Origin of the sequence: Neisseria sp. CP9 (assembly GCF_047758525.1) — a bacterium.
GTDB lineage: Bacteria > Pseudomonadota > Gammaproteobacteria > Burkholderiales > Neisseriaceae > Neisseria.
Window position 1 is genome coordinate 139,903 of sequence record NZ_CP180502.1, and the last position, 19,881, is coordinate 159,783.

Genomic DNA, 19,881 nt, shown 5'->3' on the forward strand with positions numbered 1-19,881 from the left:
TGGACAAATTTTCAGACGACTTTCTTGGTGTCCTGTTTTGATATTTAGTTTCCCGCAAACGACCCATACAAAAATTTCAGACGACCCCGGGATGCGAAGGTCGTCTGAAAACAAGGCGGGCGGTTGCGCTTAGAACCAAGTATCCAAAGACATACGCTTGTTGTCCGTCAGTCTGACGAAACCTGCCGCCAGACGGTAAGCAAACCAAACCGATACCAAAAACAGCAATACAGAGTCGATGCCGATAAACGCGGTGATTTTACTCAAAACAAACCCCGCCAGACCGCCCCAGAAGGTTTTAATCAGATAGTCTGCGTGGTTATTATAAACCGAGTCTCCCATATCGCCACGTTTTACATACGCCAAAACGATGCCGGCAACAGGCATCACCAAGGTCGCAAATGCCAAGGCAAACAAGGCATACATCGCCATCACATAAGTCCGGTCGCCGTCTTGGCGCGGCGCTTCCGCCGTATGCTCGCTACCGGTCTGCTGGCTGGCGGTCTGCCCGCTTCTACCGCTGAATTCACGGAGCGACTCGTCGTACCATGCCCGACGTTCGGGATCGACCAGCGTATCGTAAGCCTGACGGATTTCCTTAAAACGCTCTTCCGCGTCCGGATTTCCGGGATTACGATCGGGATGGTATTTCATTGCCGAATCGCGATAGGCTTTTCTGATTTCTGCAATGTCCGCATCCGCCGAAATGCCGAGAATTTCATAAAAATTACGGTTTTCCATATTAGGGTGTGCCTCTTTGGTTTGTGTTTGCCAAAGCCCGATACCGTGAAATCACGCCAACAGGCTGTTTGACAGAATGAAAACAGATATAAAATCAGGCATTGTGTTCTTTTTATAAAACCTTCAAATCTGCCCGAATCTGCGTTTCCCGACTTAAAACCGTTTTGCATCCCTTTAGACGGCGACCTGTACATCCTGCGGATTCAAAGCCCGCAAAGCCTGCGGACTGATACCGATGATAAATCCGCGTTTGCCGCCGTTGATATAAACTTTCTCCAAATCCCAAATACTTTTTTCAACATACACAGGCAACTGGGTTTTCATACCGAAAGGCGTCGTCCCGCCCACCAGATAGCCTGTCCATTTGTTTGCCTGTTTCGGATCGGCAGGCTCGATGTGTTTCATGCCCAAATCGCGCGCCAGATTGCGAGTGGAAATCTGCTTGTCGCCGTGCATCACGACAACCAGCCCTTTCTTCGCTTCGTTTTGCAGCACGATGGTTTTGACCACCTGATGCTCGTCCACGCCGAACAACTGTGCAAACTGCCCTGTCCCGCCGTGTTCCTCATAAACATAAATATAAGGCTCAAAATCAATTTTATGTGTACGCAGGAAACGGACGGCAGAAGTAACCGGATAATCGGTATTTTTGCTCATGATGCAGTTCCAATATTATTCAGACGACCTAAACTCAATATGACAATGACGCGTAAAAATAGTTTCCGCATCTTTTCAAAAACAGCCCGCCTGCTGTGGCAGACAATCAAGCTGAATGTTACCATAAGCCCCTGCACAATACCCGTCATCTTATTCCGACCCAATCGGAAAACCGAAATCCGACGACGGAACAAAATACCCCATGCGCCCCAACTTCAAGGAATATCAAATGAATATCCGATACCTCGGTACGACCGAACGCTACTCCGAAGCCGTCTGCGCGGGAGGATTCGTCTTCCTCTCAGGCATGGTTCCCGAAAATCCCGAAGCCGATGCCAAAGCCCAAACCGAAAACGTTTTGGCACAAATCGACCGCTGGCTTGAAGAATGCGACTCCAACAAAGCACACATCCTCGAAGCCACCATCTTCCTGACCGATATGAACGACTACGCCGCCATGAACGAAGCATGGGATGCTTGGACAGCCCCCGGCCGTGCCCCAGCCCGCGCCTGTATCGAAGCCAAACTCGCCAAACCGGAATGGGCGGTCGAAATCAAAGTATCCGCCGTGTGCAAGTGATTGGATTGAGCAAGGGGTCGTCTGAAAACCGCAGTCGATTTTTCAGACGACCTCTGTAACCAAAGAATCCGCAATACTGATACTATCAAAAACTAGAAATATTTAATTTTATTAGAAACAGATAGTTATCTGAAAAATATCCAGCAAACCCGCCTATATTCCAAAATAAAAGCGAAATAAACTATACTTTTTCTTAATTTATGAGATAATAGCTAAACAAATTCTTAGCTAACTTCCTTAACATCAACCGAGAACAACACTATGTCAGACGAAAAAAGCAAAGCCCTAGCTGCCGCCCTTGCCCAAATTGAAAAAAACTTCGGCAAAGGTTCCATCATGAAAATGGACGGCAGCCAGCAAGAAGAAAACCTTGACGTCATCTCCACCGGATCGCTCGGTGTGGACTTGGCGCTCGGCGTCGGCGGTCTGCCGCGCGGCCGCGTCGTCGAAATCTTCGGCCCCGAATCCTCCGGTAAAACCACGCTCTGTCTCGAAGCCATCGCCCAATGCCAAAAAAACGGCGGTATCTGCGCCTTTATCGACGCCGAACACGCCTTCGACCCCGTTTACGCCCGCAAACTCGGCGTTAAAGTAGAAGAACTCTACCTCTCCCAACCCGACACCGGAGAACAGGCTTTGGAAATCTGCGACACGCTGGTACGTTCCGGCGGCGTGGACATGGTCGTTGTCGACTCCGTAGCCGCCCTCGTTCCCAAAGCCGAAATCGAAGGCGAAATGGGCGACAGTCACGTCGGCCTGCAAGCCCGCCTGATGAGCCAAGCCCTGCGCAAACTGACCGGCCACATCAAACGCACCAACACACTGGTCGTCTTCATCAACCAAATCCGTATGAAAATCGGCGTGATGTTCGGCAGCCCCGAAACCACCACCGGCGGTAACGCCCTCAAATTCTACGCCTCCGTCCGCCTCGACATCCGCCGCACCGGACAAATCAAAAAAGGCGACGACGTGATCGGCAACGAAACCAAAGTCAAAGTCATCAAAAACAAAGTCGCCCCCCCGTTCCGCCAAGCCGAATTCGATATCCTGTACGGCGAAGGCGTAAGCTGGGAAGGCGAACTGATCGACCTCGGTGTCAAATACGACATCGTTGAAAAATCAGGCGCATGGTACAGCTACAACGGCGCCAAAATCGGACAAGGCAAAGACAACGTCCGCGTATGGTTGAAAGAAAACCCCGAAATCGCCAACGAAATCGATGCCAAAATCCGCGCTGCCGTAGGCATCAACGTTGATATTACCGAAGGCAAACTGGACGACACCGATGGCGAACGTCCTGAGGAATAAACCCCTCTTGAATCTTGGTTAAAATGAAAAAGAGGTCGTCTGAAATATTTCAGACGACCTCTTCATGATTCCGCATCGGGCAAATCAAGCTTTCAGCAATTCTTGCAGCTCACCTGCTTCGTACATTTCCATCAAAATATCGGAACCGCCGACAAACTCGCCGTTCACGTAGAGTTGCGGGATGGTCGGCCAATCGCTGTATTCTTTGATACCTTGGCGGACGGCATCGTTTTCCAAAACATTCACGGTAACGTAATCAGTGCAGCCTGCGGCGCTGAGGATTTGTACGGCGCGTGAAGAGAAGCCGCATTGCGGAAACTGCTTCGTACCCTTCATAAACAAAACAACGCGGTGGGTGGTAACAACTTCTTTGATTTGGTCGTGGATAGATATCATGGTTTAATCCTTATTTACATGAATCGGTTAATCGGAATTTGCGCCATTATACGCAAATTGACGTGTTTGGGTACGCCTGTTTGCATGGATATTTGAACAAATTAATATCGGTTTACCCAAAATCCCTCAATCGCAAACCTGCCGATCATCCTCAGCCCATCCTATTCAATACGCAGCCGCCCCAACCGACAAAACCTGAAAATTGTCAACAATCCAAGCCATCTTATTTTAAAGCGGTGCTATAATTTCCCGAACCAGATTTTTCAGACGACCCCTACAAGGACCCTGACTTATGAATAATTCAGTCATCACCGTCATCGGCAAAGACCGCGTCGGCATCGTGTACGACGTTTCCAGAATTTTGGCGGAAAACCAAATCAACATCCTCAATATCAGCCAGCAGCTGATGGACGATTTCTTCACCATGATTATCTTGGTGGATACCTCGAAATGCCCGAAATCGCGGCAGGAAATGCTGGATTTGTTTGCGGAAGAGGGCAAAAAACTCGCGCTCGACATCCGCATGCAAAACGAAGAAATCTTCCAAGCCATGCATCGCATTTGAGTCGGAGGAATGTGATGAGTATCCAATCCGGCGAAATTTTAGAAACCATCAAAATGGTTGCCGACCAGCATTTCGACGTCCGCACCATTACCATAGGCATTGATTTGCACGACTGTATCAGCACCGACATTGATATGTTGAACCAAAACATTTACAACAAAATTACCACTGTCGGCAAAGATTTGGTCGCTACGGCAAAACACCTTTCCGCCAAATACGGCGTGCCGATTGTGAATCAGCGTATTTCCGTCACGCCGATTGCCCAAATCGCGGCAGCGACCAAAGCCAATTCTTACGTCAGCGTGGCGCAGACTTTGGATAAGGCAGCCAAAGCCATCGGCGTATCTTTTATCGGCGGCTTTTCCGCGCTGGTACAAAAAGGCATGTCGCCTTCAGACGAGGTGTTAATCCGCTCCATTCCTGAGGCGATGAAGACTACCGACATCGTGTGCAGCTCCATCAATATCGGCAGCACGCGCGCCGGGATTAACATGGATGCGGTCAGACTGGCGGGCGAAACCATCAAACGCACAGCTGAAATCACGCCCGAAGGTTTCGGCTGCGCCAAAATCGTCGTGTTTTGCAACGCGGTGGAAGACAATCCGTTTATGGCGGGCGCGTTTCACGGTGCGGGCGAAGCGGACGCCGTTATCAATGTCGGCGTATCTGGGCCGGGCGTGGTCAAAGCCGCGCTGGAAAATTCGGACGCGGTCAGCCTGACCGAAGTCGCCGAAGTCGTGAAGAAAACCGCCTTCAAAATCACCCGCGTGGGCGAGCTCATCGGTCGCGAAGCCTCGAAAATGCTGGGCATTCCGTTCGGCATTCTCGATTTGTCGCTGGCACCGACCCCTGCCGTTGGCGACTCGGTAGCACGCATCCTTGAAGAAATGGGCTTGAGCGTCTGCGGTACGCACGGCACGACGGCTGCTTTGGCATTACTGAACGATGCCGTGAAAAAAGGCGGCATGATGGCTTCCAGCGCGGTCGGGGGTTTGAGCGGCGCGTTTATCCCCGTTTCCGAAGACGAAGGCATGATTGCCGCCGCCGAAGCAGGCGTGCTGACGCTGGACAAACTCGAAGCGATGACCGCCGTCTGTTCGGTCGGGCTGGACATGATTGCCGTTCCCGGCGACACGCCCGCGCACACGATTTCCGGCATCATCGCCGACGAAGCCGCCATCGGCATGATCAACAGTAAAACCACCGCCGTACGCATCATTCCGGTAACGGGCAAAACCGTCGGCGACAGCGTCGAGTTCGGCGGCCTGTTGGGCTACGCGCCTGTGATGCCGGTTAAAGAAGGTTCGTGCGAAGTGTTCGTCAACCGAGGCGGCAGGATTCCCGCGCCAGTTCAATCGATGAAAAACTGATGGCTTGACCATGAAAAAGGTCGTCTGAAAACTTGCCATGCTCGTTTTCAGACGACCTTTTGTTTATCTGACTGTATAGTGGATTAAATTTAAATCAGAACAAGGCGACGAAGCCGCAGACAGTACAAATAGTACGGCAAGGCGAGGCAACGCCGTACTGGTTTAAATTTAATCCACTATATTTTCAGACGACCTACAAACCCAATTCCCTCAGGAAGCGCACATCGTCCGCCCAGCCTGATTTGACTTTGACCCAAACTTTTAAAAACACTTTGGTATCAAACAGTTTTTCCATATCGAGGCGGGCTTCGGTGGAGATTTTTTTCAGTTTTTCCCCACCTTTGCCGATTAAGATGGCTTTTTGGCTGTCTTTATCGACCAATACGGCGATGTAAATTCGGTAGAGGCCGTTTTCCTCTTCTTCGAATTGTTCGATTTCCACATTCATGGCGTAGGGCAGCTCTTCACCGAGGTAGCGGAACAGTTTTTCGCGCACGATTTCGGTGGCGAGGAAACGGCTGGAACGGTCGGTCACCATTTCTTCCGGATACATCGGCACGCTTTGGGGCAGGTAAGGTCTGAGGCGAGTGAGCAGGTTGGCGATGCCCAATCCGTGTTTGGCGCTGACGGTTTCATGCCCTGCAAATTTGAATTCTGCGCTGATTTGGTCGATAAACTCCTGCAAACCGCTGCTGCCCGCTTTGTTTTTGTCGATTTTGTTGATGACGAGGATGACGGGCGTGTTTGTCGGCAGTTGTTTCATCACGATGCGGTCGGCATCGGTAAAGCGCATGGCTTCGACGACGAAAACGACAGCATCGACGCCGCTCAACGCTTCGGTGACGTTTTGATTGAGGCGGTCGTTCAGGGCGTTGCGGTGTTTGGTTTGGAAGCCGGGGGTATCGACGAAAACGAATTGGGCGGTGTCGTTGGTGTAAATGCCGGTAACGCGGTTGCGCGTGGTTTGGGCTTTTTTACTGGTAATGCTGATTTTTTGCCCGATGAGGTGATTCATCAGCGTGGATTTGCCGACGTTGGGGCGTCCGACGATGGCGACGAAGCCGCAGCGGTAGTCGGCGGGGTGGTTGGATTCGTTTTGCAGGAAGGTTTCGATGTCCATGATGACTTTCTGTTTGACGTTTCAGACGACTTTTTTGTATCCATAGGTCGTCTGAAAAATAAATCGGCTATTTTTTTGCTTTTTTCAAAGGATGGTGTTGCTCGAGCCATTGCAGCGCTTCTTTGGCGGCTTGCTGCTCGGCAACTTTGCGGCTGCTGCCTTGTGCTTTGCAGATAAAGCCCAGTTCGCCTAAATCGCATGAAATCAAGAACATACTATCATTGGCATGACCGATTTGTTCTTCAATTCGGTATTTGGGCAGCGCAAGGCGGCGGGCTTGGAGGGCTTCTTGCAGAGCGGTTTTGTTGTCTTTACCCTGCGTTTTGAAATCAGCGCGTTTGACGCGTTCGGCAAACAAGTGCCGCACCACTTTCTCCGCCTCGGCAAAATCCGCGTCAAAGCTGACAGCGGCAAACATTGCTTCCATAGCATCGGCAAGGATGGAGGGTCGTCTGAATCCGCCGCTTTTCAATTCGCCCGCGCCCAAATAAAGCCCGTCGCCGACATTCATTTCCAACGCAATTTCCGCCAATACGCCTTCATTGACCAAGCTCGCGCGCAAACGCGACAACTCGCCTTCGGTCAGCTTGGGGAACGCGTCAAACAACATTTTGGCGACGGTGTAGTTCAAAATCGAATCGCCGACGAACTCGAAACGCTCGTTGTTTTTCGCATGGTAGCTGCGGTGGGTCAACGCCTGCTGCAAGAGCGCGGTATCTTTGAAATGGTAACCCAGTTTATTCTGAATGGCGGTATGCGCCTGCTGTTTTAACACATCTGTTTTCATGAGGACGTTTGTCTTTCTTCTTGCTTCGGCGTATCGGGCGGGAGGCGGCAAAAAATCGGTCTCCCAAACCAACCCGAATGCGTTTCGGCACTTCATGCAAATACGGAAACACTTTAAGGCTGCAATAGTCGTCTGAAATACAGTTCAGCCCGTTTCAGACGACCAGCATTGTACCATCAAACCATAAGCGGCAAATATAAAGATACACGGTGCAGAGCCAGCCCTAATCATGATAAAATCCGCACAATTTTTACGGCACGCAACACACCACAATGAACAAATTTGCCCAAGCCCTCTCAGCCGCACTCGACCGCTGCATCGTCACCAACACGGTAGCCAAACAAGGCGAACCCGTCGGCTTCCTCTACCGCGAAGCCCCCGTTTTCGAAAACGACAGCGGCTGGCGTTTCTTCAGCGGCGACGAGACCGACGAATACACCGACGATCCTGACAATTTCAGCGTCGTCAGCCTTTCCGAAATCACCCAGTCCAATCCCGCCATCGCCGCGCTCATAACCCAACCCGAAGGCAGTGCATGGGAAATAGGCAAAGACGGCGAGTTTCAAGCCGTTGCCGACTGGCAGCCACAAGAATAAATCCACCAATATCGTTTTCAGAAAAGCCAAACGTCGTCTGAAAACCCGTTTACCGCTCAAAATACAAGGAAACACCATGAACATCATCGCCCCGAACCTCGACGGCGCACACCTACGCATCGGCATCGTACAAGCCCGCTTTACCAACGAAATCGGCAGCGAAATGCTCAAAGTCTGCTGCCGCACCCTGCAAGAATTGGGTGTAGCCGACAACAACATCACCATCGCCACCGTACCCGGCGCGCTCGAAGTACCGCTCATCCTGCAAAACATGGCAGCCTCCGAGCAATACGACGCACTGATTGCCATCGGCGTCGTCATCCGCGGCGAAACCTACCATTTCGAACTCGTTTCCAACGAATCCGGTTCAGGCGTAACCCGTGTCGGACTCGACTACAACATCCCCATCGCCAACGCCATCCTGACCACCGAAAACGACGAGCAAGCCGTCGCGCGTATTGAAGAAAAAGCCGCCGACGCTGCCAAAGTCGCCGTCGAGTGCGCCAACCTCGTCAACCATCTGATTGAAGAGCAGTTTGACGACGAAGAAGAATAAATCCGAACGCGAAACCCGCCGCTTTACAGCATCTCGGTTTCGCTCCATCCGCCGGACAAACCGTTTTCAGACGACCCGTCATCCGAAAGAGGTCGTCTGAAACATTCATTACCGCACCCACCGTGCCGCCAACGAAGGAATCCCCATGAAAACCCCACGCCGCCGCGCCCGCGAGTTAGCCGTACAAGCCCTCTACCAAGCCGGCATCAACAACACCGCCGCCCCCGAAATCGCTAAAAACATCCAAGACCAGCCCGACTTCGCCAAAGCGGACGAAGAGCTGTTCAACAAACTCTTCTTCGGCACACACACCCATGCAGCCGAATACATCCAACAAATCCGCCCCCTGCTCGACCGCGACGAAAAAGACCTCAGCCCCATCGAACGCGCCGTCCTGTTGATGGCATGCCACGAATTAAGCGCGATGCCCGAGACCCCCTACCCCGTCATCATCAACGAAGCCATCGAAGTGACCAAAACCTTCGGCGGCACCGACGGACACAAATTCGTCAACGGCATCCTCGACAAACTCGCCGCCCAACTGCGCCCGAACGACCCGAAACGCGGAAACGTATAATTTAATTGATTGAGCATAAAAGGTTTTTAATGAAAATCGCACTCCGACTTCTGACCACCGCCGCGCTGATGCTGTCGACACAGGTCTTTGCGAAAACCCCGCCTCCCGGCGTTTACATGACCATGGATTCGCAGATGATCGGCATACTGAACAATGGCAAATATTGCATGGCTTTAAACAACGAAGTCAAAAACGGCAGCTGGCAGAAAACGCCGGACAGTCTGCAACTGGATGACAACAAAACAGTCATTACCGACAACGGCAGCGAAGGCTACGCCATCAACGGAGAACCTGCCATGCTGATGAAAGGCAGCAACACTGCCGGCATGTGCGCCACCCTTAAGCAACATGCCAACGAAAAACAACGCAACCGACAGTAAGCCGGCAAATATAGTGGATTAACTTTAAATCAGGACAAGGCGGCGAAGCCGCAGAAGTACAGATAGTACGGAACCGATTCACTTGGTGCTTCAGCACCTTAGAGAATCGTTCTCTTTGAGCTAAGGCGAGGCAACGCCGTACTGGTTTAAAGTTAATCCACTATAACTCCTGAAGCTTTCGCTTTCCCTACAAAAGGTCGTCTGAAAACCCAAAATTCGGTTTTCAGACGACCTTTCTCTCTGTCAGGATATTGTGTAAAGAATCTGTCAAAAAATAAGCGGTAATATCGTAATGAATGACGATTGTTTGAGTTAAATCTAGCCCGCACGTTATCGGATTGTGTTAACCTTACGCTAGGCTTGATAATAGTTAACATTCTAGGACTTTAGTTCCCTTGTTTATTAATTATTTCAAGCCAGGGTTCCCGTACCATCATCGCTTCATTTTTTTCTTCCATAAATGCTTCGGGATGCAGTTTGTCCCCCCGCAACAATAAGAACCCGAATATTCTCACTCTTGTATTTTAAGGATTAAACAATGAAATCGCTCAAAACGTTCCTCATTTGGGGCATTGTGGTTTTGGTCGGCGTAGCGTCCTTTACCACTCTGGCTCTCAGTCGGGGCGAGCAGGTCAGTGCGGTATGGATGGTCACCGCCGCCGTATCGGTGTACTGCATCGCTTACCGTTTTTACAGTCTCTACATCGCCAAATATGTGATGCAGCTTGATCCGAACCGCCTTACGCCCGCCGAGCGGCACAATGACGGTTTGGACTATGTGCCGACACACAAAGGCGTATTGTTCGGACACCACTTTGCCGCGATTGCGGGTGCAGGTCCGTTGGTCGGTCCCGTACTGGCTGCGCAAATGGGTTATCTGCCGGGTACGCTGTGGATTATCTTCGGCGTAGTGTTTGCCGGCGCGGTACAAGACATGATGGTCTTGTTCGTCTCCATGCGCCGCGACGGTAAGTCTTTGGGCGATATCGTAAAACAAGAACTCGGCACTGTACCCGGCGTGATCGCGTCCATCGGTATTTTGATGATTATGGTCATCATCATGGCGGTGTTGGCGCTGATTGTGGTGAAAGCACTGGTTCACAGCCCTTGGGGTACGTTTACGATTGCCGCCACCATGCCGATTGCGCTGTTTATGGGCATTTACACCCGCTATATCCGTCCGGGCAAAATCGGCGAGATTTCCATCGTCGGCTTTATCCTGCTGATGCTGGCGGTGATTTACGGCGACAATGTGGCACACAGCTCCATCGGTCATTGGTTTGACCTTGACGGCATCCAGCTCACTTGGGCGATTATGATTTACGGTTTCGTGGCATCAGTATTGCCGGTATGGCTGCTGCTGACTCCGCGCGACTATCTCTCTACCTTCCTGAAAATCGGTACGATTGTCGCACTCGCCATCGGCATCCTCATCGTCAGCCCTGCGCTGCAAATGCCTGCCGTGACCCACTTCATCGACGGTTCCGGCCCGGTATTCTCAGGCGCATTGTTCCCATTCCTCTTCATTACCATCGCTTGTGGTGCGGTTTCAGGCTTCCACGCGCTGATTTCTTCCGGTACTACGCCGAAAATGCTGGAAAACGAAACCCACGTCCGCATGATCGGTTACGGCGGTATGTTGATGGAAAGTTTCGTGGCCATTATGGCGCTTGCCGCTGCTGCATCGCTTGATCCCGGCGTGTACTTCGCCATGAACAGCCCCGCCGCCCTGATCGGTACAGATGCCAATACCGCCGCCGAAGTGATTACCACCAAGCTGCAATTCCCTGTCGATGCCGCAACCCTGTTGCACACCGCTAAGGAAGTGGGCGAAAACACCATCCTTTCCCGTGCGGGCGGTGCGCCAACCCTCGCAGTCGGTATGGCACACATCATGAGCCGCCTGATTCCGGGCGAAGCCATGATGGCATTCTGGTATCACTTTGCCCTGTTGTTTGAAGCCTTGTTCATCCTGACCGCCGTCGATGCCGGTACTCGCGTCGCACGTTTCATGATTCAAGACTTGGGCAGTATTTTCTACAAACCTTTCGGCAACACCGACTCCATCCCTGCCAACCTGATTGCGACCTTCTTCGCCGTGGCATTGTGGGGCTACTTCCTCTACACCGGCGTAACCGACCCGCTGGGCGGCATCAACTCGCTCTGGCCTTTGTTCGGCATCGCCAACCAAATGCTGGCAGGCGTAGCCTTGATTATGTGTGCCGTTGTGCTGATTAAGATGAAACGTGACCGTTATGTCTGGGTGGCACTCGTTCCTGCCGTCGGCGTACTGTTTGTAACCTGCTACGCCGGTCTGCAAAAACTGTTCCACAGCGACCCGCGCGTCAGCTTCCTTGCCCATGCCGGCAAATACAGCGAAGCATTGGCTAAAAACGAAGTCCTCGCTCCCGCTAAAGACATCGGCGAAATGTCGCAAATCATCTTCAACGACCAGATCAATGCCGGTCTGACCGCATTGTTCCTCTCCGTCGTCGTCGTCGTTGCCATCTACGGCCTGCGTACCGCTATGAAAGCACGCAAAGTCGGCTGGTCAACCGCCAAAGAAATTCCGGCGGTGTACCGCGACGGCAAACAACCGGAGGCACAAAGTGAAGCGTAAACTCGCCGCTTGGTGGAAAACCGCCAAACTTACCGCCAACCTCATGGCAGGCGTACCCGATTATGAAAACTACGTTGCACAACAACGCAAACATAATCCCAACGCCCCTGTCATGACCGAGCTGCAATTTCAAGACTACTGTCGCAAACGCCGCTGCGGTGCGAACGGCGGAAGATGTTGCTAATCGCTTGAACGGTTGAAAAAAAGGTCGTCTGAAAGTTTTCAGACGACCTTTTTATATTACAATATTGGCATTTTTAAAATCGGCATAGGCAAATATAGTGGATTAAATTTAAATCAGGACAAGGCGACGAAGCCGCAGACAGTACAGATAGTACGGCAAGGCGAGGCAACGCCGTACTGGTTTAAAGTTAATCCACTATACCGTCAGTTGATCCAATTTCCGCCAAGGCGTAACCCGGCAGCGTCGCAGTTTGAGTCCAACAGGAAAACGGCCCTATCTGCCGCCAGCCGATTTGAATCGACCCCATTCCAATCCATCCATTACATTTTTACCACCTGCTTAAGGACAAGACATGAAAAAAAGCATCATTGCGACATTAGTCGGCATCGCCGCATTGGGAGGAGCAACCGTTGGCGGAGGCATTTATGCCGACAACAAATTGAAACAAGAATACTACCTCCAAAACAATCCCGATGCCGACAAGCGCATGAAAATTACTTTGGATAAATTCGACATGGGACTCACTTCGGGCAAAGTTTCATGGAGAGGCGACATCACGCCCGACTTATGCCATCAGGATACAAAATTCTCAATTCGCGGCGAAGACATCATCACCCGTGGTTTGAACGGTTACACCATCCAAAGCAAAGTCTATTTGATTGGAGAAGACAATAAAGAAATATTCCAGTTGGACGGCAATACCGCGCTTTCTTGGGGCGGCGAATTAGACAGCAAACTAACCGTACCTTCAGGTTCACGAACCATCGATACTGATGAAATCAAATGGGAAGCGGCGACTTTGACTGTCAAAGGCCACAAATCCGACCATCAGTACCATCTCGATAATTTCAATTTCGAATGGCCCGGCATGACTGCCTCACATCCTGACAAACCTGATAGCCCGGGATACCAATTTAGTTTGAAAAACTTTAAATATCAGGCTGATATGGAAAAAGGCGACACCACTGCATGGCGCAACGGCACATCCCTCTTCACCCTAGACTCCGCCGCATTCAAAATGGGCAACCAAACCTTTGATTTCGCTGTCGACAAAATCAAAGCAGAAAGCAAACAGTCTGCAAAAGACAACAAATACGCTATGGAAGGACAAAGTGAAGTCGAAAACTTCCGCATCAACAACATCAAATTCGACCGCATCCATTACAACTTGAACCTCCGCGATATCAATGGCGAAGGTATCGACCGCATCAATAAATTCTTCGACCGTCAAGGTAAAGAGTGCGTCGATATGAACAGTCCCGACACACAAAAAGAACTGATGGAAGCCGTAAAAACCTTTTTAAAAACCGGCATCAAATTCGACTCAAAAGGCAATCAAATCTACTTGAACAACAGCGCGGTTAAAGCCGATGCAGACGCCTCCATTCCGCCTATCGAATATAAAAACGACGAGCAGCTTCAACAAGACCTCCTCAGTAAGCTGAAATACAACGTCAACGCGGAGGTCGATAAAAACTTCATCAGAGAAGTGCTCAAACTGGCTTCTCAATACGACCCCAATATCAAAGAAAGCGATTTGGACAACGTCGTCAAAGAAATGGCAACCGCGCTCAATGCCGAAGTCACCGAAGACAAGCTGATTATCAAACGTAGCCAATAATCCGCCGGCAAACCTGTTGGAAAATATAGTGGATTAACTTTAAACCAGTCGGCGTTGCCTCGCCTTGCCGTACTATCTGTACTGTCTGCGGCTTCGTCGCCTTGTCCTGATTTAAAGTTAATCCACTATACCGACAGGTTTCGCATTTACCCATAGCAAAAGGTCGTCTGAAATTTTCAGACGACCTTTTTGGTTTCACGGAGATAGGCATCGCAAACCCGCCATCCCCTAACAATTCACGCAGTCATTAACGCTGATTGCAAGAAGTGTCTACTTTGTTGCCATAAGGATCAACGAAGCTGAAGAAGGCTTGGCTGCCTTTTTGATGCCATTCCGCACCTTTACCGAACAAGCCGCGGTTGGAAACATAACGCTCGCCGGAACCGGAAACCGCAGAAGACAAGACAGCGCGTTTGTCATCCAGGCTCAACTCGACGCGGTTGGTGTCCAGATTGCGTACAGTCACAGACAAACCGTTTTCACACTCAAAAGATTGGGGCGAACGGCGGTCGCTAGACTGACCACGATCATCATAGTTGCGATCTCCATGGTCATGACGGTGCTCGTGGCGAGGAGCATCATTATCATCATAATCAGGGGCAGCACAAGCACCCAAGGACAAAACAGCCGCTACGGCCAATACAGCTTTAAGTTTCATATTAATACTCCTGAAAAATGTGGAACTGCATAACAGTCGTTCCATGTTATAAACATCCTTATAGTCTAGCAAGGAAGCTTACTCTAATTTACCTGCGAGCTCCAAATGTAGCCTTTTCCAAAACTCCGTATTCTTTTCGCAAACATCAAAACTTCTTTCAGCCATGGTTTCACGCCGCCCCCTCTGCCCGCAGGTCGTCTGAAAACAAAAAAAGACCGCTCACGAAAATCATCGCGAGCGGCAATCCATTGAGAGCATTACAAAATATGAAAACATTACCGCTGACGGGCTTTGAAACGGGGATTGCTTTTACAGATGACGTAAACTTTACCCTTGCGTCGAACGATTTGACAGTCACGATGGCGCTTCTTCGCCGTTTTCAATGAAGACAAAACCTGCATCATTTATCCTTTCTAAAAGAAGTAATCATAGATTGGAATCTTTGGTTGAACTTGCTGGCTCGACCTTCGGTATTCACATTACGCTGTTTGCCCGTATAGACGGGATGCGAGGCAGAAGAGGTATCCAATGAGAATAAAGGATACTCTTTGCCGTCGGTCCAAACCATCGTTTTGCCATGTGTATCCGCACAAGAACGGATCAGCCAGCCTTCATTGGCACCACTGTCGTAAAAAAGCACAGTACGGTAATTTTCAGGGTGGATATTCGCTTTCATCATTCCTCCGATAGATGTTATGGTATAACATTATACATCACAATCCTTAAAACACAACCCCGAAAAAAGGTCGTCTGAAAAATCAAACCATATTCAGACGACCTTCACATTGCTACAATACAGGCTTCCCCCAAAATCCAAAGGCACATTATGCCGCATTTCCACATCGAACCCTCTCTGTCCTATACCCAGCAAAACCGTGTAGGCGTCCTCCTCCTCAATCTCGGCACGCCCAATGCTCCGACTGCAGCCGCCGTCAAACCGTATCTTCGAGAATTTTTATCGGACCAACGCGTCGTCGAACTGCCCAAACTCATTTGGCAGCCGATTTTGCATGGCTTGGTATTGACGCTGCGTCCCAAGAAAAGCGCACACGCTTACGCCAAAATCTGGTTTGAACAAGGCTCTCCGCTTGCCGTCTATACCCAACGCCAAACGGACGCCCTCGCGCAAGCCATGCCCGACACCATCGTCCGCTATGCCATGACCTATGGCAACCCGAGTGTAGAAACCGTCCTTGCCGAAATGAAAGCCCAAGGCGTAGGCAGATTGCTGATTGTCCCTTTATATCCGCAATACGCCGCCTCCAGCACCGGCGCAGCCTTAGACAAAGTATTCCAGCAACTATTGAAGCAGCGAAACCAAATGAGCCTGCGCACCGTTTCCCGTTTTTACGACGACGCAGCCTACATCGATGCTATGAAGCAACAGATCGAAGCCTATTGGAAAGAACACGGGCGTGGCGAGAAACTCATGTTGAGCTTTCACGGCATTCCGCAAAAAAATTACGATGACGGCGACCCTTATCCCGACGAATGCCGCCACACCGCAAAACTTCTTGCCCAAGCGCTCAACTTAGACGAGCAAGAATACATCGTTTCCTTCCAAAGCCAATTTGGCAAAGCAAAATGGGTAACGCCCAGCACACAAGCCCTGTTTGACCAACTGCCCAAACAAGGCATCAGCAAATTAGACGTATTCTGTCCGGGCTTTATGGCAGATTGTTTGGAAACCATGGAAGAGATTGCCATCATGGGACGCGAGCAATTTCACGCAGCCGGAGGCAAAGAATACCGCTACATCCCCTGCTTGAACGACCACCCCGCATGGATTCAGGCTTTGACCGAACTGGTCAAAAACAATCTGCAAGGTTGGCAATGATCGGATACATCATGTTTCCAATGAACGCGTTACATTTGATTTAAGTCTAAGGTCGTCTGAAAAATCTGTTTTCAGACGACCTTTATTGTATTATCAATAAACAGACCATACCGATAAAAAGGACACATCATGACCACAACAAAAAAAATATTGGCGGCTGTAATTTTTACCCTGTCCGTCCACAGCTCCTTTGCCGCCGATGCTGCCCAAATGACGCAAGGCCAAAAGATTTATGAAAGCAACTGCGCCGCCTGCCACGGTAAAAAAGGGGAAGGCAGGGGAACCATGTTTCCCCCTCTTTACCAATCGGACTATATTATGAAAAAACCGCAGGTATTGCTGCAAAGCATGACCAAAGGCATCAACGGCCCCATCAAAGTCAACGGTAAACCTTACAACGGCTTTATGCCCGCGACCGCCATCAACGATACCGATCTCGCTGCCGTTGCCACCTATATCATGAATGCGTTTAACAACGGCGGCGGTACCATTACCGAAAAAGACGCCAAACAGGCTAAAGCGAAAAAATAAGGCATTTATACAAAAAAGGTCGTCTGAAACCAATATTTCGGGTTTCAGACGACCTTTTTCCTTCTACTGAACTGTTTTTTTAAACCGCTTCCGCTTCTTCCGCGAGGAAACCGCGCAGTTTTTGCATGGCTTTGGCTTCGATTTGGCGGATGCGCTCGGCAGATACGCCGTATTCGGCTGCCAGCTCGTGCAGAGTCAATCCGCCATCGTCTTGCAGCCAGCGGCTTTCTACGATGCGACGGCTGCGGTCGTCCAGTTGCGCCAATGCGTTTTGCAGACCTTCGGTTTGCAGGGCGTAATGGGCTTGTTTGGACAGTTGGCGGCTGGGTTCGGCATCGTGGTCGGCAAGCCAGTCGATGGGGGCGAAGCTGTCTTCGTCATCGTTGTTGTCCGCCATAATGGCGATGTCGTGTCCGGTCATGCGTTGTTCCATTTCCATGACTTCGGACAATTTGACGCCCAAATCGTCGGCGATGTCTTGCGCTTCTTTCGGAGACAAGGCATTCAGGTTTTTACGCATGCTGCGCAGATTGAAGAACAGTTTGCGTTGCGGTTTGGTGGTCGCTACGCGCACCAGTCGCCAGTTGCGCAGGATAAACTCGTGGATTTCGGCCTTAATCCAGTGTACGGCGAATGAAAACAGGCGTGCGCCACGGCTGGGCTCGTAACGTTTGACCGCTTTCATCAGTCCGATGTTGCCTTCTTGAATCAGGTCGGCTTGGTTCAGGCCATAGCCGTCGTAGCCTCGTGCGATGGAGACGACGACACGCAAATGGGAAAGAATGAGTTGTTTGGCGGCGTTAAGGTCGCCTTTTTGCTGACGCTCCGCGAGTTGGCTTTCTTCTTCGGGCGTCAACATAGGAATGCTGTTAACAGTGTGAATGTATTGCTCAAGGCTGCCGTTGCCGCTGTGAATGACGGGTAATGCAAAGGCGTTGTTCATAAGAGGTGCTTTCCTTTATATGATGCAGAGACTGTTGTTTACTTGTTGTTTGCCGTGCAGTATATCACTGCCTGTTGCCCTATCGTATGCTGTCAAATGCCTTTTTCTGTAAAAGACTGTTTGATAGGTGAATTTTTATCTTTTATAAAATTCGATTGATTTTGAAAATTTGACTGGTTTACTGGGAATAAGTTCAGTATATTACAAACATTCTTGTATGTAAATAATAAATTTCAAGAAAAACGGCATTATAAAAAGACCGCTTTTTCAAACTCAATCTGCTTGTTTCCTGATTAAAAACAGCGCGATGGCAATAATCGACAATACCCCGATCAGCCACAGCGAACCGCCTGCCTTCATATAAGGGGTTTCGCCGACATAGCCTTTGACATGCCCTTCCAAGACGGCATCGGTATTGGGTTCGCTCTCGGCGATGATGCTGCCTTTGGGAGAAATAATGGCGGTTGCACCGGTATTGGTGGCACGGACCATATAGCGTCCAAGCTCCATCGCGCGGGCTTGGGATTGCTGGAGCTGTTGGTACATCGCGTTGGAATCGCCGTACCACGCCATATTGCTGACGTTGGCAAGCAGCGTAGCGTTTTTGGCAGTAGCGATGAGTTCGTCGCCGAAACCGTCTTCATAACAGATATTAAAGGCGACTTTTTGACCTTTCATGGTTAAGGGAGCTTGTGCTACCCCGCCGCGACGGAAGTCGGCAAGCGGCATATTCATCAGCTTATACAGCGGTTCGGTCAAAAAAGGCAGCGGTTTATATTCGCCAAAGGGGACCAGATGATTCTTGGCGTAATACGGGAGGTCGTCTGAAATATCATCGTAGTCGCTCAAATTGATTACGGCGTTTTCGTATCCGCTGCCGTCGGCAGTGTATTGACCGATACCGACAGCCAACGCGCTGCCGTTCGTGCGCGCCTGCTCGGCAAACTGGGTCAGGATGTTTTCCGGCAAATCCTGACGCATCACAGGCAACGCGGTTTCAGGCAGGATAACGATGTCGGCGGATGTTTTGCTGATTTGACCGTAGTATTTCTGAATCGTGGGGACAACTTGTTCTTCGTCCCATTTCAGGCTCTGCTCAATATTGCCCTGCACGAGCGCGACGGTACTGGTGCTGCCGTCGGGTTTGGTAAAGTCGGTTTGCTGGGCGATATAGCCGACGGTACACAACATGACAATCATGCACATCGGCAGCAGGCGCTGTTTCAGACGACCCGTATTGTCGATCAGCAACACCAGCCACGCGCTGACAAATGCCGTCGCAAGCGTGACCAGATGAATACCGCCCAAAGGTGCAAAGCCGGCAAGCGGGCTTTCTTTGACGATTTGCGAATAGCCGAGCGCGCCCCAGCCGAAGCCGGTAAATAAGCGTTCACGGGCAAATTCCGCCAGAGTCCACAAAATCGGCAAAACGATGCCGACCTTAACCCAACGCGGCAGATGAAATTTCTTCCACAACCAAAAACAGGCGGCAGGATACAGCGCTAGAAACGCAGGCAGCAGAAAAGTCAGCGGAATCGCGTATAAATTAGGCAAGCCGGAAACATCGTGCAGCGCGGTATGTATCCAATAAAACTGTGTCGTATAAGCAATCAGCCCAAACAGATAGGCGGTGGAAACAGCAAAACGCGGACGCAGTTCAATCAGTCGGATCAGCGCGCCAAACAGCAGGGGCATCAGCCAAAAATGGTAATACGGCGCGAAAGTCAACGGCGTGGCGGCGGCAATCAGGATCACCAACGGCCAGTACAGCACAGGATGCTGCCAATATTGTTCGAGTTTACGGAAAATGTTCATTGCAGAGAAAAGAAAATAAGAGGTCGTCTGAAAATACAG

The 19,881-nt window shown here is 50.5% G+C and carries 23 protein-coding genes and 1 pseudogene; 14 read left to right on the forward strand and 10 right to left on the reverse strand.

Going from position 1 to position 19,881, the window contains the following annotated elements; translation table 11 throughout:
- Positions 1-129 precede the first annotated feature (129 nt).
- The gene (locus tag ACMYUL_RS00635) at positions 130-741 is read right to left on the reverse strand and encodes a DUF4870 family protein (protein WP_342031315.1); all 612 of its coding nucleotides are present in this window, start codon (positions 739-741) and stop codon (positions 130-132) included.
- Positions 742-915: 174 nt separating this feature from the next.
- Positions 916-1,398, reverse strand: a complete 483-nt coding sequence (gene ybaK / locus ACMYUL_RS00640; RefSeq protein ID WP_415771546.1) for a Cys-tRNA(Pro) deacylase — start codon at positions 1,396-1,398, stop codon at positions 916-918.
- Positions 1,399-1,627: 229 nt separating this feature from the next.
- Here ybaK and ACMYUL_RS00645 point away from each other — a divergent pair, with 229 nt between their 5' ends.
- Together ACMYUL_RS00645 and recA are read left to right on the forward strand one after the other, a co-directional pair.
- Positions 1,628-1,978 carry a RidA family protein gene (locus tag ACMYUL_RS00645; RefSeq protein ID WP_342031313.1) on the forward strand — a complete coding sequence of 117 codons (351 nt, stop codon included), beginning with the start codon at positions 1,628-1,630 and terminating at the stop codon, positions 1,976-1,978.
- A gap of 261 nt (positions 1,979-2,239) precedes the next feature.
- Complete coding sequence (recA, locus tag ACMYUL_RS00650) at positions 2,240-3,286, forward strand: recombinase RecA (RefSeq protein WP_049225386.1); 1,047 nt, start codon at positions 2,240-2,242, stop codon at positions 3,284-3,286.
- 84 nt (positions 3,287-3,370) lie between these two features.
- Here recA and grxD read toward each other — a convergent pair whose 3' ends face one another.
- The gene (gene grxD, locus ACMYUL_RS00655; protein WP_415771549.1) at positions 3,371-3,682 is read right to left on the reverse strand and encodes a Grx4 family monothiol glutaredoxin; all 312 of its coding nucleotides are present in this window, start codon (positions 3,680-3,682) and stop codon (positions 3,371-3,373) included.
- 292 nt (positions 3,683-3,974) lie between these two features.
- Between grxD and ACMYUL_RS00660 the strand changes: the two genes are divergently transcribed.
- The 3 genes and pseudogenes from ACMYUL_RS00660 to ACMYUL_RS00670 form a co-directional block, all read left to right on the forward strand.
- Positions 3,975-4,247 (forward strand): ACT domain-containing protein, encoded by a 273-nt coding sequence (locus ACMYUL_RS00660; protein ID WP_415771551.1) that lies wholly within the window; start codon positions 3,975-3,977, stop codon positions 4,245-4,247.
- Between the two features lie 14 nt (positions 4,248-4,261).
- Entirely contained in the window at positions 4,262-5,617 is a 1,356-nt protein-coding gene (locus tag ACMYUL_RS00665; protein WP_415771553.1) for a PFL family protein, read from the forward strand.
- A 74-nt stretch (positions 5,618-5,691) separates the two neighbouring features.
- Positions 5,692-5,799: pseudogene (locus tag ACMYUL_RS00670) on the forward strand (IS5/IS1182 family transposase); the annotation flags it as partial.
- 11 nt (positions 5,800-5,810) lie between these two features.
- Here ACMYUL_RS00670 and era read toward each other — a convergent pair.
- Both era and rnc read right to left on the reverse strand, forming a co-directional pair.
- A complete protein-coding gene (era, locus tag ACMYUL_RS00675) occupies positions 5,811-6,737 on the reverse strand; it encodes a GTPase Era (protein ID WP_415771555.1) in 927 nt (308 codons plus the stop codon).
- A 67-nt stretch (positions 6,738-6,804) separates the two neighbouring features.
- Entirely contained in the window at positions 6,805-7,524 is a 720-nt protein-coding gene (gene rnc / locus ACMYUL_RS00680; RefSeq protein WP_009311395.1) for a ribonuclease III, read from the reverse strand.
- A gap of 272 nt (positions 7,525-7,796) precedes the next feature.
- Between rnc and ACMYUL_RS00685 the strand changes: the two genes are divergently transcribed.
- The 7 genes from ACMYUL_RS00685 to ACMYUL_RS00715 all read left to right on the forward strand — a co-directional run bounded on the left by ACMYUL_RS00685 (position 7,797) and on the right by ACMYUL_RS00715 (position 14,058).
- Positions 7,797-8,120, forward strand: a complete 324-nt coding sequence (locus tag ACMYUL_RS00685) for a DUF2185 domain-containing protein (protein WP_009311396.1) — start codon at positions 7,797-7,799, stop codon at positions 8,118-8,120.
- Between the two features lie 76 nt (positions 8,121-8,196).
- Positions 8,197-8,676, forward strand: a complete 480-nt coding sequence (gene ribH, locus ACMYUL_RS00690; protein WP_009311397.1) for a 6,7-dimethyl-8-ribityllumazine synthase — start codon at positions 8,197-8,199, stop codon at positions 8,674-8,676.
- Between the two features lie 145 nt (positions 8,677-8,821).
- Positions 8,822-9,253, forward strand: a complete 432-nt coding sequence (gene nusB, locus ACMYUL_RS00695) for a transcription antitermination factor NusB (RefSeq protein WP_003744263.1) — start codon at positions 8,822-8,824, stop codon at positions 9,251-9,253.
- A 29-nt stretch (positions 9,254-9,282) separates the two neighbouring features.
- Positions 9,283-9,633 (forward strand): hypothetical protein, encoded by a 351-nt coding sequence (locus ACMYUL_RS00700; RefSeq protein WP_107812854.1) that lies wholly within the window; start codon positions 9,283-9,285, stop codon positions 9,631-9,633.
- A 538-nt stretch (positions 9,634-10,171) separates the two neighbouring features.
- Positions 10,172-12,253 carry a carbon starvation CstA family protein gene (locus tag ACMYUL_RS00705; RefSeq protein WP_342031511.1) on the forward strand — a complete coding sequence of 694 codons (2,082 nt, stop codon included), beginning with the start codon at positions 10,172-10,174 and terminating at the stop codon, positions 12,251-12,253.
- Positions 12,243-12,437, forward strand: coding sequence for a YbdD/YjiX family protein (locus ACMYUL_RS00710; RefSeq protein ID WP_003744600.1), 195 nt, complete (start codon positions 12,243-12,245; stop codon positions 12,435-12,437). The genes ACMYUL_RS00705 and ACMYUL_RS00710 overlap by 11 nt, the downstream gene beginning before the upstream one ends.
- 352 nt (positions 12,438-12,789) lie before the next feature.
- Positions 12,790-14,058, forward strand: a complete 1,269-nt coding sequence (locus ACMYUL_RS00715; RefSeq protein WP_342031510.1) for a DUF945 family protein — start codon at positions 12,790-12,792, stop codon at positions 14,056-14,058.
- Positions 14,059-14,305: 247 nt separating this feature from the next.
- On the opposite strand, the gene ACMYUL_RS00720 is transcribed toward ACMYUL_RS00715, so the two are convergent.
- The 3 genes from ACMYUL_RS00720 to ACMYUL_RS00730 all read right to left on the reverse strand — a co-directional run bounded on the left by ACMYUL_RS00720 (position 14,306) and on the right by ACMYUL_RS00730 (position 15,392).
- Entirely contained in the window at positions 14,306-14,716 is a 411-nt protein-coding gene (locus ACMYUL_RS00720; RefSeq protein ID WP_003761628.1) for an MliC family protein, read from the reverse strand.
- A gap of 275 nt (positions 14,717-14,991) precedes the next feature.
- Positions 14,992-15,117, reverse strand: a complete 126-nt coding sequence (gene ykgO / locus ACMYUL_RS00725; RefSeq protein WP_003685279.1) for a type B 50S ribosomal protein L36 — start codon at positions 15,115-15,117, stop codon at positions 14,992-14,994.
- Positions 15,117-15,392, reverse strand: coding sequence for a type B 50S ribosomal protein L31 (locus ACMYUL_RS00730; RefSeq protein WP_415771560.1), 276 nt, complete (start codon positions 15,390-15,392; stop codon positions 15,117-15,119). The genes ykgO and ACMYUL_RS00730 overlap by 1 nt, the downstream gene beginning before the upstream one ends.
- A 150-nt stretch (positions 15,393-15,542) precedes the next feature.
- Here ACMYUL_RS00730 and hemH point away from each other — a divergent pair, with 150 nt between their 5' ends.
- Complete coding sequence (gene hemH / locus ACMYUL_RS00735) at positions 15,543-16,553, forward strand: ferrochelatase (RefSeq protein WP_415771562.1); 1,011 nt, start codon at positions 15,543-15,545, stop codon at positions 16,551-16,553.
- A gap of 129 nt (positions 16,554-16,682) precedes the next feature.
- On the forward strand, positions 16,683-17,084 hold the full coding sequence (locus tag ACMYUL_RS00740) for a c-type cytochrome (protein WP_049229922.1): 402 nt from the start codon (positions 16,683-16,685) through the stop codon (positions 17,082-17,084).
- Between the two features lie 79 nt (positions 17,085-17,163).
- Here the strand turns inward: ACMYUL_RS00740 and rpoH are convergent, their stop codons facing one another.
- The gene (rpoH, locus tag ACMYUL_RS00745; RefSeq protein ID WP_003744881.1) at positions 17,164-18,027 is read right to left on the reverse strand and encodes an RNA polymerase sigma factor RpoH; all 864 of its coding nucleotides are present in this window, start codon (positions 18,025-18,027) and stop codon (positions 17,164-17,166) included.
- Positions 18,028-18,300: 273 nt separating this feature from the next.
- On the reverse strand, positions 18,301-19,842 hold the full coding sequence (gene lnt / locus ACMYUL_RS00750) for an apolipoprotein N-acyltransferase (RefSeq protein ID WP_342031508.1): 1,542 nt from the start codon (positions 19,840-19,842) through the stop codon (positions 18,301-18,303).
- Positions 19,843-19,881 lie beyond the last annotated feature (39 nt).